The 14,980-nt window shown below is 68.6% G+C and carries 15 protein-coding genes; 14 read left to right on the forward strand and 1 reads right to left on the reverse strand.

The features are described from left to right. Nucleotides 1–450 precede the first annotated feature (450 nt). The 14 genes from AOZ06_RS18700 (at nucleotide 451) to AOZ06_RS18765 (ending at nucleotide 11,579) form a co-directional block, all read left to right on the forward strand. Nucleotides 451–1,206, forward strand: coding sequence for a sensor histidine kinase (locus AOZ06_RS18700; protein ID WP_054290584.1), 756 nt, complete (start codon nucleotides 451–453; stop codon nucleotides 1,204–1,206). A 24-nt stretch (nucleotides 1,207–1,230) separates the two neighbouring features. Then, on the forward strand, nucleotides 1,231–1,887 hold the full coding sequence (locus tag AOZ06_RS18705; protein WP_083471786.1) for a response regulator: 657 nt from the start codon (nucleotides 1,231–1,233) through the stop codon (nucleotides 1,885–1,887). Between the two features lie 208 nt (nucleotides 1,888–2,095). Further along, nucleotides 2,096–3,814: an acetyl-CoA carboxylase carboxyl transferase subunit gene (locus AOZ06_RS18710; protein ID WP_054290585.1), complete on the forward strand. Its 1,719-nt coding sequence runs from the start codon at nucleotides 2,096–2,098 to the stop codon at nucleotides 3,812–3,814. Next, on the forward strand, nucleotides 3,815–4,309 hold the full coding sequence (gene accB / locus AOZ06_RS18715) for an acetyl-CoA carboxylase biotin carboxyl carrier protein (RefSeq protein ID WP_054290586.1): 495 nt from the start codon (nucleotides 3,815–3,817) through the stop codon (nucleotides 4,307–4,309). After that, the gene (locus AOZ06_RS18720; RefSeq protein WP_054290587.1) at nucleotides 4,299–5,675 is read left to right on the forward strand and encodes an acetyl-CoA carboxylase biotin carboxylase subunit; all 1,377 of its coding nucleotides are present in this window, start codon (nucleotides 4,299–4,301) and stop codon (nucleotides 5,673–5,675) included. Before accB ends, AOZ06_RS18720 begins: the two co-directional genes overlap by 11 nt. After that, nucleotides 5,672–5,944: an acyl carrier protein gene (locus AOZ06_RS18725; RefSeq protein ID WP_054290588.1), complete on the forward strand. Its 273-nt coding sequence runs from the start codon at nucleotides 5,672–5,674 to the stop codon at nucleotides 5,942–5,944. The genes AOZ06_RS18720 and AOZ06_RS18725 overlap by 4 nt, the downstream gene beginning before the upstream one ends. Before the next feature lie 2 nt (nucleotides 5,945–5,946). Then, nucleotides 5,947–6,411, forward strand: a complete 465-nt coding sequence (locus AOZ06_RS18730; protein WP_054290589.1) for an SRPBCC family protein — start codon at nucleotides 5,947–5,949, stop codon at nucleotides 6,409–6,411. 269 nt (nucleotides 6,412–6,680) lie between these two features. Next, nucleotides 6,681–7,094, forward strand: a complete 414-nt coding sequence (locus tag AOZ06_RS18735; RefSeq protein ID WP_054290590.1) for a cupin domain-containing protein — start codon at nucleotides 6,681–6,683, stop codon at nucleotides 7,092–7,094. Further along, on the forward strand, nucleotides 7,091–8,371 hold the full coding sequence (locus tag AOZ06_RS18740; RefSeq protein ID WP_054290591.1) for a beta-ketoacyl-[acyl-carrier-protein] synthase family protein: 1,281 nt from the start codon (nucleotides 7,091–7,093) through the stop codon (nucleotides 8,369–8,371). Before AOZ06_RS18735 ends, AOZ06_RS18740 begins: the two co-directional genes overlap by 4 nt. After that, nucleotides 8,368–9,648, forward strand: a complete 1,281-nt coding sequence (locus AOZ06_RS18745; RefSeq protein ID WP_157233105.1) for a beta-ketoacyl synthase N-terminal-like domain-containing protein — start codon at nucleotides 8,368–8,370, stop codon at nucleotides 9,646–9,648. Before AOZ06_RS18740 ends, AOZ06_RS18745 begins: the two co-directional genes overlap by 4 nt. A 1-nt stretch (nucleotide 9,649) precedes the next feature. Beyond that, complete coding sequence (locus AOZ06_RS18750) at nucleotides 9,650–9,976, forward strand: antibiotic biosynthesis monooxygenase family protein (protein ID WP_054290592.1); 327 nt, start codon at nucleotides 9,650–9,652, stop codon at nucleotides 9,974–9,976. Nucleotide 9,977: 1 nt separating this feature from the next. Beyond that, nucleotides 9,978–10,448 carry a hypothetical protein gene (locus AOZ06_RS18755; protein ID WP_054290593.1) on the forward strand — a complete coding sequence of 157 codons (471 nt, stop codon included), beginning with the start codon at nucleotides 9,978–9,980 and terminating at the stop codon, nucleotides 10,446–10,448. A 13-nt stretch (nucleotides 10,449–10,461) separates the two neighbouring features. Continuing rightward, nucleotides 10,462–11,106 carry an NAD(P)-dependent oxidoreductase gene (locus tag AOZ06_RS18760; RefSeq protein ID WP_054290594.1) on the forward strand — a complete coding sequence of 215 codons (645 nt, stop codon included), beginning with the start codon at nucleotides 10,462–10,464 and terminating at the stop codon, nucleotides 11,104–11,106. Further along, complete coding sequence (locus tag AOZ06_RS18765; protein ID WP_054290595.1) at nucleotides 11,103–11,579, forward strand: hypothetical protein; 477 nt, start codon at nucleotides 11,103–11,105, stop codon at nucleotides 11,577–11,579. The genes AOZ06_RS18760 and AOZ06_RS18765 overlap by 4 nt, the downstream gene beginning before the upstream one ends. Here the strand turns inward: AOZ06_RS18765 and AOZ06_RS18770 are convergent, their stop codons facing one another. Continuing rightward, nucleotides 11,580–14,960 carry a hypothetical protein gene (locus tag AOZ06_RS18770; protein ID WP_054290596.1) on the reverse strand — a complete coding sequence of 1,127 codons (3,381 nt, stop codon included), beginning with the start codon at nucleotides 14,958–14,960 and terminating at the stop codon, nucleotides 11,580–11,582. Nucleotides 14,961–14,980: the final 20 nt, after the last annotated feature.

Here is a 14,980-nt window from a genome sequence, read left to right on the forward strand (position 1 = left end):
TTATTCAGGTTTTGATCTGACCTGATTGGCCCATGCCAATGCGGGGCGCCGATCCCGTGACCGCCGGGCAACAAGTACTACCATTGCGCTGGTACCCGACCGGCGTCGAGTTCCTTGCGGGTGCCAGATGGCGCTGGTATGCTCCATTTTGATCTTTGGTTATCGGCGTTACAGTTCTACCAAATGCGCTCTGGGGGCAGGATGCGCGTGACGGGCGTGTTTCGACAATCGATCAGCCTGATTAGGACTTGTATGGAACTGAAGCGAAAACACCAGTATCCCGGCGCGGGCGCCAGTGGGCACCGCGGATCGGCCGGCAGGCGGAACTTACGCAGAATCTCGCTGTTCGTCCTGTCTCTCTTATCCTGCCTGGGCGCGGCACTGGCCGGTTGGCTCCCGCTCCCAGAGCAGACACCGTTTTCCAGGCGCCCCAAGCAACCGGCAGGCGACGTGGAGGCACCCGACGGCGATCCCACCGGTGGCTCCTGCGCGGACGGCCGGTGTGACCACCAGGTCCACCTGGCTCGCGTCCTGAGGGACCTGCACGACGAGGTCGGCTCGTCGCTGGCGGGGGTCACCGCACAACTGGAACTGATTCGCAGGTTGTTGCAATCGGACACTGACCGGGCCGACCGGATGGTCACCGAGGCGCATACCATCACCACCGACCTGGTCGCCACCGTGCGCCGGATGTCGGCTGAGCGGCGGCGTTCGTGCGACGGGGGCGAACGACGCCGGCCGCGGCCAAGCGGCATGAACCGCTCGGCGGGATTCGACGACGCGCTGCGCAACATGATCGGGCGGATGCGCGCGGTCGTCGGCGACCGCCTCGAGATCTCGCTGGAACTGGGGGACGGGCTCGACCGGGTGCCCAGCGAGGCAGGCTGGGCGGCGTTCTGGATCGTCAACGAGGCGCTGACCAACGTCCTGCGTCACTCCTATGCGGACAACTGCCTGGTGTCGGTGTGGGTCGGTGACGCGGATCTGCACGTGCAAGTCCAGGACGACGGGGTCGGGCTTGTCACCAAGGTGCGGACGCGCGAGGCTTTCGACGCAGGTGGTTCCGGTATCGGGAACATGGCCGACCGGGCCGCCGAACTGGGTGGGTGGTGCACCGTGCAGCCGGCGATCCCGAGCGGCGCGGTGGCACTCGCGGCATTGCCGCTCGCCGGGGCGGAGTGGGGTCCAGCGGCCAGAACGGCGTGAGAGAAGTAACTGGGGGATGGTGCTGTGGGGAACACCGAGACCGATCAGATCAAGCTCCTGATCGCCGACGATCATCCGGTATACCGCTACGGCCTGCGCAACCTGCTCGAGGACTTCGACGGGTTCACGGTCGTCGGCGAGGCGCGCAGCGGCGACGAGGCACTCGCGCTGACCCACCGGCTCAGGCCGAGGATGGTGCTGATGGACGTCAACCTGCCCGGGATGTCGGGTATCGACGTCACCAGGAACATCGTCGCGCGGATGCCGGAGACATCCGTCGTCATGGTCACCATGCTCGAGGACCGCGACACGTTCTTCGCGGCCATCAGGGCAGGTGCCCGCGGGTACCTGATGAAGGGCAGCGGGTCCGAGGACGTCCGCCAGGCGATCAACACGATCGTGGCAGGCGGGCTGTTCTTCGACACCGAGGTCGCCAAGTGGGTGGTGGAGTACCTGGTCAAACCACCGGCGACCCGAACGCCCTTCCCTGAGCTGACCGACAGGGAACGGGCGGTGCTCGAACTGGTCGCCGACGGGCAGGGCAACGTGGCCATCGCCCGCGCACTGGGACTCTCGATCAAAACCGTTCGCAACTACCACTCGCGGATCTTCGCCAAGCTGCAGGTGGTCGACCGGACCGAGGCGGCGGTGCTGGCTCGCCGCGCGGGACTGGGGCACTGACGACGAATCACTGACCACGACACGGCGAACGCACTGGCCCGTCCGGTTTCACACCGGGCGGGCCATTTGTGTGTCCGCAGTGGACGCAGTGTTTTTCCTTGCCTTACGCAGATCCCGCATACGGGGGGACGGCTGGCTCAAGACGGTGGGACCGCGGCCGGGTGAAATCGTCACGAAGGGTGGCGGCGCATCGGCAAGGAGGTATTCGGTGACCAGTGTTTTCCCGCGGGCGCCGGTCCGGCAGAGCTGGACGCGCTGCTGCGGCTGCGGCGAGCTGAACTACGCGAAGAAACTCGCGCGGGCGTTGGGGGTGTGCCCGGAATGCGGCCACCACCACCGGCTGACCGCGGCCGAGCGGATCGCGCAGCTGGCCGATCCAGGCAGCTTCGAGCCGCTCGGGGTCCGCGTCGTGGCCACCGACGTGCTCGGCTTCGTCGACTCGCAGGCGTATCCCGACCGGCTGGCCAAGGCGCGCTCGGCGACCGGGATGGACGATGCGGTCCACTGTGGACTGGCCAGGATCGGCGGGATGCCGTTGATGCTCGCGGTGATGGACTTCCGCTTCATGGGCGGCAGCCTCGGCGCCGCGGTCGGTGAGCTGATCACCAGAACGGCGGAGGAGGCCGTCGACCGGGGGATCCCGCTGCTGATCGCGAGCGCGTCCGGCGGTGCCAGGATGCAGGAGGGCGTACTCGCCCTGATGCAGATGGCCAAGATCAGCCAGGCGCTCGCCTCGATGCGGGACGCGGGCCTGCTGAGCATCAGCCTGATCACCGACCCGACCTACGGCGGCGTGGCGGCGTCGTTCGCGACCAACTGCGACGTCCTGGTGATCGAGAAGGGCGCGCGGATGGGGTTCGCGGGCCCCAGGGTGATCGAGCAGACCATCCGGCAGCGGTTGCCGGAGGACTTCCAGACCGCGGACTTCCTGCTCGCACACGGGCAGGTGGACACCGTGCAGCACCGCCACGACCTGCGCGGCTGGCTCAAGGCGCTGCTGTGGGCGACGAGGGCGGCCGACGAGACCGGGGAGATCACCCGGATGTCCGCGCGGGAGAAGACCGCCGCGCTGATCAGGGAACCCCGGCTGCTCGACCCGGTCGACGCGTGGGACGCGGTCGCCACCGCGCGCCGCACGAGCAGGCCGACCGCGCTGGACTACATCGACCTGGCGTTCGACGGGTTCGTCGAACTGCACGGCGACCGGCTGGCCGCGGACTGCCCATCCATCGTCGCCGGGTTCGCCCGGCTGCACGGCAGACCGGTCGCGGTGATCGGCCAGCAGAAGGGCCACCAGACGGCCGAGCTGGTCAGCCGCAACTTCGGCATGCCCCAGCCGGAGGGCTACCGCAAGGCGCTGCGCGTGATGCGCCTCGCCGACCGGCTCGGCATCCCCGTCGTGTCCATCGTGGACACACCGGGTGCGTATCCCGGCAAGGACGCTGAGGAACACGGCCAGTCGGTCGCGATCGCGGAGAGCATCCTCGGCATGTTCGAGCTGGGCACCCCGGTGGTCACGGTGATCACCGGCGAGGGCGGCAGCGGCGGCGCGCTCGCGCTGGCCGTGGCCAACCGGGTGCTGATGTTCGAGCGGGCGGTCTACTCGGTGATCACGCCGGAAGGCTGCTCGGCGATCCTGTGGGCGGACGCCGCGTCGGCCCCCACCGCGGCCCGCGCGCTCGGGATCACCGCGCGCAGGCTGCTCGAACTCGGCGTCGTCGACGGCGTGCTGCCCGAATCGTCCACAGAGGAGCCACCCGACGCGCCGCGGATGGCGACGGCGCTCGGCGACGCGGTGTCCCGGATGCTCGCGGAGCTGGAACAGGCCGAGGACGTCGACCTGGTCCGCGACCGCAGGGCCCGGTTCCGCGGCTTCGGCGCCAAGGGGACTCTGATCAGCGAGTGCGGAAGGGAATCGGTGCGCTAGATGGCGCCACAACAGGAGCATGCCGACGGCGACGCGCTCGCCGGGCTGCGCGCACAGACCTTACGACTGGCCGGCGACCTGCCCGGCGCCCTGCGGCGGTTGAGCGTCCGCTCCGGCGACGCGGTCATCGAGGTGGAATGGCAGGAGTCGGCGACCGGGACACCCGTACTCGCCCCCGCGGTGCCGGTGGCGGTACTCGCCGCCGAACCGGTCACCGAACACGACGACGAGTCCATGGTGGTCCGTTCACCGATGGTCGGCACCGCCTACCACGCTCCGAGTCCCGGCCAGCCGCCGTTCGTCAAGGTCGGCGACATGGTGGAAGCCGGCCAGACCGTGCTGATCGTCGAGGCGATGAAGCTGTTCAACCCCATCGTCGCCGAGGAGACGGGCGTGGTGCTGGAGTTGCTCGTCGCGGACGGCGAACCGGTCGAGTTCGAACAGCCGCTGCTGCGGCTGAAGACGTCGGCGGACGAGGCGGCCGATGTTCACTAAGGTGCTCATCGCCAACCGGGGCGAGATCGCGCTGCGCGTCGCACGGACGTGCCGGGAACTGGGGATCGCCACCGTCGGCGTGTACTCGACGGCCGACCGCGATCCCCGTGTCCTGCGGCACTTCGACGAGGTCGTGCACATCGGCCCGGCGCAGAGCAAACGCAGCTACCAGAGCACCCCGGCGATCATCGAAGCCGCGTTGCAGACCGGCGCGCAGGCCATCCACCCCGGCTACGGGTTCCTGTCCGAGGACGCCGACTTCGTCGAGGTCTGCGACGAAGCCGGGCTCGTGTTCATCGGCCCGCGCCCGGCGCAGATGTCGGCGCTCGGTGACAAGGCGAGCGCGCGGCGGATCATGAGCGAAGCCGGTTTGCCGCTGCTGCCGGGAAGCGTCGAGCCGTCACCGGACGCCGCGCACGCACTGGCCACCGCGCAACGGATCGGCTACCCGGTGATCATCAAGGCGTCGGCGGGAGGCGGCGGGAAGGGCATGGCGGTCGTCCGCGGCCCTGAGGACCTGGAGAAGACGTTCCTGCAGGCCAAGACCGTCGCCGCGTCCCTGTTCGGCGACGAACGGGTCTACCTGGAACGCTACCTCGAACGCGCGCGGCACGTGGAAGTCCAGGTGCTGTGCGACAGCCACGGCAACGGCGTGCACCTGGGCACGAGGGACTGCTCGGTGCAACGACGGCACCAGAAGCTGATCGAGGAAGGACCCGCGCCTGCCCTGTCGCCAGCCAACGCCGAGGACATGGCGACCTCCGCCGTGCTCGCCGCGTTGAAGGTCGGCTACGTCGGCGTGTGCACGTTCGAGTTCCTCCTCGACGAGCGCGAGAACCACTACTTCATGGAGATCAACACCAGGATCCAGGTCGAGCACCCGGTGACCGAGATGATCACCGGCGTCGACCTGGTGCGTGAGCAGATCCTGGTCGCCGCCGGGCGCAAACTGGCGGTGTCGCAGGAGGACATCCGGCTGTCCGGGGTGGCGGTGGAGTGCCGCGTCAACGGCGAGGACCCCGACCGCGACTTCGTGCCGACCGCGGGCGTGCTCGAACGGTTCGACCCGCCGGGCGGCCCGTTCACCCGCGTGGACACGCACGCGTTCACCGGCTACGTGCTCAGCCCGCACTACGACTCCATGGTGGCGAAGGTGATCGTCTGGGCACCGGACCGCGACCAGGCGCTCAACCGGATGGACCGCGCGCTCGCCGAGTTCACAGTGGACGGCCCGGGTGTGAAGACCACAGTTCCCTTCCTCCGGCGTGTGCTCGCCGACCGCGAGTTCCGCGCGGCCGGGCACAGCACCGGTCTGGTCGACCGGGTCCAGGCGGAGGGAAACCGAGCAGAAAGGCAAGCGAAGTGACCGTACAGAACGAGAAGCCGGCTGTCGCGGCGGACGTCGCGACCGAGATCAGGGAGATCCTGGTCAGCGCGGCCGGGCTGGACCCGTCGGCGTTCGACGGCGACGAGAACGACTCGCTGGCCGACCTCGGCCTCGACTCGCTGGCCACCATGGAGCTGCAGGCGATCGTGCAGACCCGCCACCAGGTCCGGATCCCGGACGAGTCGCTGGCGATGAGCGTGCCCGAGATCGCCGCGTACGTGCGCGACGGCCTGGCAGAGAGGGTATGAAGATGGCGGGCCACACGGAGGCGAGCATCCTCATCGACGCGCCGTTCGAGCTTGTCTGGGACATGACCAACGACGTCGGCAACTGGACGGACCTGTTCACCGAGTACGCGGTGGCAGAGGTGATCGAACGCGACGGCGACACCGTGACGTTCCGCCTCGCGCTGCACCCCGACGAGAACGGCAAGGTCTGGAGCTGGGTCAGCCAGCGCAGGATGGACCTCGCCAACCGCGAGGTGCACGCGAAGCGCATCGAAACCGGGCCGTTCGAGTACATGAAGATCCACTGGACGTACACCCAGGAGCAGGGCGGCGTGCGGATGGTGTGGAAGCAGGACTTCCACATGAAGCCGACCGCGCCACTGGACGACAACGGCATGACCAACCGGATCAACACGAACACGCCCGGCCAGATGAAGGTCATCAAGGAACGGGTCGAGGCCGCCGCCCGCGCGGCCGCCGCCCGCTGAACCCGTTGCGCCGACACGAACGCGCCTCGGACCGAACCGGGGCGCCGAACACCGCAACAACAATCCCCCGAGGGGGACCCCTGATTCCCACGTTACCAGTGGGGTCTGACAGTTCCAGCGCTCCCGCAGGTCGAGCAGGGTGCCGGTGGATCGAGAGCATTCTTGACCGCAACAGCAATTCCCCCAAGGGGATCCCTTGTTTTCAACGTTACCGCAGGGGTCCGACAGTTCCGTGTGTTCCTGCCATGGCTCGAGGAGAGACGAGAAAGATGACCACCACCCACAAGACGATCGCCCGGGGAGACATCCCACCGAACACCCGGCGCGGTGCCGAGATCCGCGTACTGCTCGGGCCCGCCACGGTGGGCAGTGAGTCGGGGTTCCTCGGCGTCGCGGTGCTCGAGCCCGGCGAGAGCATCGCCGAGCACTACCACCCGTACAGCGAGGAGTTCCTCTACGTGGTGTCCGGCACGCTGACTGTCGACCTCGACGGCGAGCCGGCCGTCGTCGAGGCCGACTCCGGCCTCCTGGTCCCCATCAAGGTCCGCCACCGGCTGCGCAACATGGGCACGGTGCCCGTCAAGGCCGTCTTCCACCTCGGTCCGCTCGCACCGCGCCCTGAGCTCGGGCACGTCGACACCGAAAGCGCTGAAGAGGCATCGGCTTTCACGAGGCAGGCATGAGCGGCACACGTGGCCGCCGGGTCGTCGTCACCGGGGTCGGCGTCGTCGCCCCCGGTGGCGTCACCAGGAAGGCGTTCTGGGCCTGCCTGACCGAAGGCCGGACCGCGACCCGGCGGATCTCCCTGTTCGACGCGTCGGCGTTCCGCTCCCAGGTCGCCGCCGAGTGCGACTTCGACCCGGCCGAGGCCGGCCTGTCGGTGCGGGAGATCCGCCGCAGCGACCGGTACGTGCAGTTCGCGCTGGCCGCCGCCGGTGAGGCGATCGCCGACAGCGGCCTCGAGTTCGACGAGGACTTGCAGGACCGCACCGGTGTCGTGCTCGGCTCGGCGGTCGGTGGCACGACCGCGCTGGAGGACGAGTACGTCGTGCTCAGCGACGTCGGCAAGAACTGGCTGGTCGACAGTGCGTACGCGGGGCCGTTCCTCTACCAGGCGCTGGTTCCCAGCAGCCTGGCCGCGGACGTCGCTGTGCGCTACGGCGCGCACGGCCCGGTCCAGGTCGTGTCCACCGGATGCACTTCCGGCATCGACGCGATCGGCTACGCCTTCCAGCTGGTGCAGGACGGTGAGGCCGACGTCATCATCTCCGGCGCGGCCGACTCGCCGCTGTCCCCGGTGACCTCGGCGTCGTTCGACGCGATCAAGGCCACCACGCCGGACAACGACGACCCCGAGCACGCGTCACGCCCGTTCGACCGTGACCGCACGGGTTTCGTGCTCGGTGAGGGCGGCGCGGTGCTGATCCTCGAGGAACTGGAGCACGCACGGGCTCGTGGCGCCCAGATCTACTGCGAGGTTTCCGGGTACGCCGCGCGCAGCAACGGTTTCCACATGACCGGGCTGCGTCCGGACGGCATGGAGATGTCGCTGGCGATCGACGACGCCATGGCGCAGTCCAGGATGAACAAGGACGACTTCTCCTACATCTGCGCGCACGGCTCCGGTACGCGCCAGAACGACCGGCACGAGACCGCCGCGTTCAAGCGCTCGCTCGGTGAGGCCGCGTACGACGTGCCGATCAGCTCGATCAAGTCGATGGTCGGGCACTCGCTCGGCGCGATCGGCGCGATCGAGATGGCCGCGTGCGCGCTGGCGATCGTGGACGGTGTCGTCCCGCCGACGGCGAACTGGGCCAACCGGGACCCGGAGTGCGACCTGGACTACACGCCGAACACCGCGCGGGCCCTGCCGGTCGACGCGGCGCTGTCGGTGGGCAGCGGGTTCGGCGGGTTCCAGTCGGCGATGATCTTCCGGCGGCTCAAGGAGCTGACGGCGTGAGGCGCCGGGCCGTGATCACCGGGATCGGCATCGTCTCGCCGTCGGGGATGAGCACGGGAGAGCACTGGGAGACGATCACCAGCGGACGCCGCAAGATCGGCCCGATCAGCCAGTTCGACGCGTCCGGTTACCCGACCACGATCGCGGGCGAGGTGCCCGGGTTCGACGTCACCGGGCGCGTCGACGGCAGGCTGGTCGTGCAGACCGACCGGTGGACGTGGATGAGCTTCGTCGCCGCTGAGCAAGCGCTTGGCGACGCGTCGCTCGACCTGTCCACTGTGGATCCGTACCGGACCTCGGTGATCATGGCGAGCTCGTCCGGCGGCAACGCCTTCGGCCAGAAGGAGTTGCAGCGGCTGTGGAGCCGCCCGGAACGGACAGTCGGCGCGTACCAGTCGATCGCGTGGTTCTACGCGGCCACGGTCGGCCAGTTGTCCATCCGCCACCAGGCAAAGGGACCGAGCAACGTGCTGGTCTCGGAAACCGCCGGCGGACTGGACAGCCTCGCGCACGCCGCACGGATGATCGACCGGGGCGTGTCCGTGGTCCTGGCGGGCGGGCTCGAAGCGCCGCTGAGCCCGTACGCGCTCGCCTGCCAGGTGCGCAGCGGCAGGCTCAGCGAACGCAAGGACCCCGAGTCGGCGTACATGCCGTACGACGCCGACGCTTGCGGGTACGTCCCGGGCGAAGGCGGTGCGGTGCTCGTGGTCGAGGACCTCGAGCACGCGCTTGCCCGCAACGCGCCGGTGATCTACGGCGAGATCGCGGGCTGGGGCGTCACCCACGACGGCGAACACACGGTACGGGGCTCGGGCGGATCGCAACGCCAGTACACGCGATCCATGCGGCTGGCGCTGGACCGTGCCGGCGTCGTGCCCGCCGACATCGACCTGCTGATCCCCGACGCGCTGGGCGTGCCGGAGAACGACACGACCGAGGCGGCGGCGATCACCGAGGTGTTCGGTGAGGGCGGCGTCCCGGTGTCCACGCACAAGTCGCTCACCGGCCGGATCTACCAGGGCGGTGCGGCACTGGACGTGGCGACCGCGCTGCTGGCGATCGACCGGCAGGCGGTTCCGGCCAGCGCGGGCACCCGCACCCCGGCGCCGGGCTGCGACCTGGCGTTCGTCCCGGAGACGAAGCAGGCAGTGGTGGACGTCGCGATGGTCAGCGCACACGGCTTCGACGGCTACCACAGCTCAGTGGTGCTGCGCCGATTCGAAGGCCGATCCGAGGTCACACGAGACCGCGGCGCCGTGGCCGCGACAGGAGGCTGAAATGTCCGACAACGCGACCAAGGCGCGCGTGGTGTTCCAGTTCACCGTGCCCGCCGCGCGCACCGAGGAGTTCCTCAGCGCGTACGAGAAGATCCGGTACGAGGTGGCCGCGGGCGTCCCCGGCCACCTGCTCGACCAGGTCTGCCAGTCGACCGGCGACCCGGAGCAGTGGCTGATCACGAGCGAGTGGTCGTCGCTGTCGCACTTCGAGCAGTGGGAGCGCAGCCAGGGACACAGGGACCTGGTCAAACCGATGCGCGCGTGCATGCAGGACCCCAAGTCGCAGCGCTACGTCGTGCACAAGCAGACATCGAAGGGGAGCGAGTGACGTGGACCTGACGCTGGGAATCCTGACCGTCTGGGTGCTCGCGGCGGCAGGAGTGCAGCTGGGCACCCTGTGGATCATGAAACTGTCGATCCTGCCGATGCTCAACAAGCTGCAGTACGACCGCTACGTGGTGGTGTGCCAGCTGATCGACATGCACACGTTCCACCCGATCGCGGTGTGGAACGGGGTGATCGCGGCAGGCATCGGCGTGTGGGCGGCGGTGATCGCGCCGAACGCGCTGATCGGCGCCCTGTTCATCGCGGGCTCGGTCGGCATGCTGGTCGTCGGGATCACCTCGGAGGGGTTCAACCGGCCGGTCTGGCGGCAGATCGAGCACTGGAGCCCGGAACGGACCGCGCGGGACTGGGACCGCAAACGGGCCAACTGGCACATCGCACACCAGGTCCGAACCTACGGCGCCATCGGCGCACTGGGTGCCTACATCGCGGCGTTCGTCGCCGTGCTCGCCTGAGGAGGGCGAACCGATGAACATCGTGGTATTCGGTGGCACCGGCCGGATCGGCAGCGCGGTCGTGCACCGCGCACTGGCGGAAGGCCACAAGGTGACGGCAGTCGCCCGGCACGCGCCGCGCACCCCCGTGCGGGACAAGAACTTCACCATGCACCTGGGTGACGCCATGGAGGCGTCGGTCACCGAAGAAGCAGTGGCCGGAGCGGACGTGGTGGTCCTCGCGGTGGGAATGCCGGGCACATCGTCCACAGTGGTGCGTTCGACCACGGTTGCCGCTGTGCTGAAAGGCATGCGCGCCAACGGCGTGAAGCGGCTGATCACGGTGTCCCCGGCGGGGGTCGTGATCAGCCGGAAGGCACCGCTGACCCGCAAGCTGTGGCTGCGGTTCATCGTGCACAAGCAGCAGCGCAACGCGTACAACGACGTGGAACGCGTGGAGGACGAGCTCGTCAACCACTGCCCGGACATCGAGTGGAGCATCGTCCGCTCGGCGAAGGTCCGTGAAACCCCGGCGACAGGGGACTACCAGGTGATCCCGGACGGCGAGCTGCGCAACGAACGCGCGGTGAGCGTCGCGGACCTGGCGGACTACGTCGTCACCCGCGCGGAAGCGCCGGCGACCTACCGCACGACGGTGACGATCGTCGGTGCGGCATGACGCAGCAGCGCCGCAGGCTGCTGGTCGTGGTGCACGTGCTGACCTCGGTGTCGGGGATCGGCGCGACGCTCGCGGTCGTCCTCGTCCTGGCCCTCGGTCTGTCCACACCGGACGCCGAGGGGCGGGACGCGTTGCTCGGCATCGCGGACGACATCCAGCACCTGCTCGGCATCCCGTTGCTGTCGACCGCGGTGCTGATCGGCGTCCTCAGCGCCATCTACTCGCCGTGGGGACTGTTCAAGCACACGTGGGTGCTGAAGAAACTCGTGCTCACCCTGGTCAACCTGGCGATGGCGATCTTCCTGACCGGACCGCGGATCCTGGAGACGGCCGACCTGCCGACAGCGTGGCTGGTCTTCGGTGCGCTGGTGGCCCAGCTCGTGCTGTACCTGCTGGCGACCGGCCTGTCGGTGTTCAAACCGAAGGGGCTCGTCGGCGAGAAAGCGGCCACACGGATGGTCGGGACAGGGTGATCACAGCTCGTCGTGCTCGCGCACGACCCGGGTCTCCTCCACGATCGCGTTGACCACATCTGGCCGGCGCCACAGCGGAAGGACGAGAGGCGTGGTCCAGTCGCCGAGCCGGACCACACGAGCGATGATGTGGGACGCGGTCCCGGCGTCGGCGGCTCTGGCCATACCGACCAGGGCCTCCGCCTGCACGCGCGGATCCGACGCCGACTGGGCAAGGCGCTCCGCGTGTGCCGGGTCGCCGAGGGCCGTTGCCGCCTCGACCAGCTCCGGGTATGCGCCGTAGTAAGGCAGACGGTTTTCCGGCATGGACGCGAACGCCGTCAGTGCCCGCTCGTAGAGCTCCTTGGCGAGCTTGTGGTCACCGATGGAGTTCGCCGCTGTCGCCAGGCGTGCGAACAACGGCGTGGATGTGTGGTCCGAGCCGGGTTCGACGAGCTGCCGCGTTGTGTCGATCAAACCTGTCGTGTCTGTCCAGCCTGGAATCCTGACCGCCGTCTCGACCAGCCGGACCATGGCCTCGACTTGGTTCGCTGTGACGGTTGCCTGCGAGATGGCGTCCTCGATGTGAGTGAGGAATGTTCGAGCGTGATCGGGTGTTCTGGTCGCGACGACCACGCTGAGTTCCGCTGTCCAATGCCGGATGGTGACATCTTCCGGCCTGAGCACCAAGCGGGGCGACGCAATCGAGCCGTAGGTGCCCACGTTGTCCGCGCGTGCGACCGCGCCGAGTGCTCGTGCCCGGCCGTCGAGCGTCGAGATCGACAGCGCGATCGCCTCGCCGCGGACCGCGTCACCGGAATACGTGACGGCTTCCGCGATGTCGGCGAGAGCCTTGTCTCGGAGGTCGGCCTGAGTGATGGCCTCCGCCAGTTCTTCCGTGCCCGCTGTGTCGCCTTTTCCGGTGATCACGTGTATCGCTTTGCTGATAGCCGCGTCATGGCGGTGAGACTCGGCGGTGGGGCCGATGAGTTCCTCGGCTTCTCGAGCCCACTGCCACGCGCTCTCGCGGTCGCCGTGCTTCGCGAGTTCGATCAGGGATTGCGCCCGATCGTGGGGTTTGGTGATGGTGTTGACAATGGCTTCCGCGCGTCGCGGATGTCCGGCCGCGGCGATCCGGCAGGCGACCCGGACCAAGGACGGCCAGTGCTGCGGCAGCGGCACGCCGGTGGCGTGCACGAGGCCTTCCGCCCGGTCGATGTGCCCGGTGGAGGCAAGGAATTCCGCCAGGTCCAGCAAGACGGTGGTTTGTGTCTCGGCTGTCGTGTGTTCTGTCAGGAACAGCTGTGCGCGGGTTGGGTCCCCACCCCTGGCCATCGCCTTGGCAATGGCCGTGAATACCCAGTTGCCCGGCTGTTTGTCCATGTTCGGCAGCAGGTGCTCGGCGCGTGCGAGGAGCCTGCTCGCGCGGGGCCGGTCCAGCTTCAGGAACGCCTTGCCGGCCAAGACCGCGAAAGCCACGGATTGAACGTCGGCGCTGGTGATGCGTTCGGCGAGCTGTTCGGCGCTGTCGAGGTCGACAACGTCCGCTGTCGCTTCGACGAGCCCGGCCACGACGTAGGTTCCGTCGATATCCGCGAACCTGTACGTGCCCAGGCATTTTCTGGCGCCTTCGCGGTCGCCGACGGTGTGCAGTGCGTACGCGAAATCGAGGGCAGCTGTCCCGGTCATGTTGTCCTTGACCAAAGGGGCCGCTTCTTCGATGAGCTTCGCGGCCAGTTCCGGTTCGTTCGCGTCCTTCGCCGCCTTCGCGACGCTGGCAAGCGCCCGCATGCGCATGTAGCCTCGGTCGATCGACTGCGCGAGCCGATAGGCGTCGCCGATATCACCTGCCTGAGCGGCAAGGTGCGCGATACGCCACAGCGTGTGCCCCTTGGCCCAGTCGTCGGTGATGGACACAGCGCGATGGGTCGCACTGGGGACGTCGCCGACGGTCGCTTCCGCGATGGCCATGGCGGAAGAAGCGTCCTTCTCCCAACTCGCGGTCCGGACAGATCCGACCAGCGCCTCCGCACGGGCCCGTTGCCCCAGCAGGGTCCACAACGCGGGCAACCCTGCCGGAATCATCGCGTTGCGCGTTTCGAGGTACTCGCGATGCACCGCCAGCCGGGCAATCGCGGCCAAGTCGACAACGGCGTTACGCGCGATGCTGTCGTGTACCTCGGCAAGTTCCTTGAGAGCGGAGCCGTCGCCACCGGACAGCACGCGTGCGCGGTCGTACCGGCGCGGATCCGTCACGTAGCCGAGAGTTCCGGGGAGATCACCAGTCGCGGCCAGCATGGAGTAGTAGCCGTGCAGGAGGTATTCGGGAGTGTCACGAGGCCATTTCCGGTCGCGATATCGACCGGCCCACTCGTGCAGTGCTCGTTCGTACTCCAGCAGACGATCACCGCCCAGAGCCTTGCGCGCCTCGACTTCGAGCTCCTGGTGAGCGAGAGCGAGGACGTCGTGTTCCAGCCACGCGCTCTTGTGCACCCGGAAGGAACGGCCGACGACAGTGCGCAGGCGCGACCGGATGTCCTGCGCCCGCGCCCGGGTCAGTTCCACGAGATCGTCGTGCGTGAGACCACCCCTGGCCGCCGTGAGCAGCCCGAGCAGATGGCGTCCGATGTCGCCGTCGTCGACAAGCCCCCACACCTCGCGGACCAGGGCGTCCTTGTCCGCGTCGGCGTGCGGGGAAGGCGCCAGTCGCCGGACGATGCGCGGGTCGCGGAGCGGGTGGTCGACCTTCACGTCGAACGGCACCGGGGGATTCACACGACCGGCGACGATGACGCGCGTTCCGTGCCGCAGGGTCTCGGGCAGGAACGCCGCGATGCTGTGCGACGACGGCCCGTCGTGCGCGCCGCGGTCCTCGTCCAGCCCGTCCACCAGGAGCACGAAGTTCTCGCCCCGGCGGCGGCACGCCTCGGCCGCTTCCTCGATCAGGCCGGTGAGGTGCCCTTCGAGGGTGGAGTCCGGCATGTACGGGGGCGGCGGCTGCCCGAGCATCGCCAGCAGTTGTTCGACCAGGTTGCCTGTCAGCGCGGCCCGGTTGTTCTGCCCAGCCTGCTGACCGGTGACGAAGAACGACACGATCCGCACCCCGGCAGGCGGGTTGAGCACGAAGTGCGACATCAGCAGCGACTTGCCCGCCCAGGCGTCGGCCTGCCACCAGACGTACGACCCGGCCGTCTCCGGGGCGGTGCAGAACTCCGCCAGCTCAGCCAGTTCGGCTTCCCGGTCACGCAGTTCGTGCCGCGCGATCGCCTCCACCTGGTTGCGGTACCTCGTGCGCACCGGCATCCCGGTCACCAGGTTGACGTCACCGATGTGCACACCCGTGTTGGCGTACCCGCCGCCGGATGCGTCCGCGCTGCCGCTGTCGCTGACGTGGATGGCCATGCCGACAACATCGCGGCGAG

The organism is Kibdelosporangium phytohabitans, from assembly GCF_001302585.1.
GTDB classification, from domain to species: domain Bacteria; phylum Actinomycetota; class Actinomycetes; order Mycobacteriales; family Pseudonocardiaceae; genus Kibdelosporangium; species Kibdelosporangium phytohabitans.

Coding starts and splice junctions, on each gene's coding strand:
- accB (WP_054290586.1), top strand. CDS start 3,815: ATGGCGCCACAACAGGAGCATGCCGACGGCGACGCGCTCGCCGGGCTG.
- AOZ06_RS18720 (WP_054290587.1), top strand. CDS start 4,299: ATGTTCACTAAGGTGCTCATCGCCAACCGGGGCGAGATCGCGCTGCGC.
- AOZ06_RS18730 (WP_054290589.1), top strand. CDS start 5,947: ATGGCGGGCCACACGGAGGCGAGCATCCTCATCGACGCGCCGTTCGAG.
- AOZ06_RS18735 (WP_054290590.1), top strand. CDS start 6,681: ATGACCACCACCCACAAGACGATCGCCCGGGGAGACATCCCACCGAAC.
- AOZ06_RS18740 (WP_054290591.1), top strand. CDS start 7,091: ATGAGCGGCACACGTGGCCGCCGGGTCGTCGTCACCGGGGTCGGCGTC.
- AOZ06_RS18750 (WP_054290592.1), top strand. CDS start 9,650: ATGTCCGACAACGCGACCAAGGCGCGCGTGGTGTTCCAGTTCACCGTG.
- AOZ06_RS18760 (WP_054290594.1), top strand. CDS start 10,462: ATGAACATCGTGGTATTCGGTGGCACCGGCCGGATCGGCAGCGCGGTC.
- AOZ06_RS18765 (WP_054290595.1), top strand. CDS start 11,103: ATGACGCAGCAGCGCCGCAGGCTGCTGGTCGTGGTGCACGTGCTGACC.
- AOZ06_RS18770 (WP_054290596.1), bottom strand. CDS start 14,960: ATGGCCATCCACGTCAGCGACAGCGGCAGCGCGGACGCATCCGGCGGC.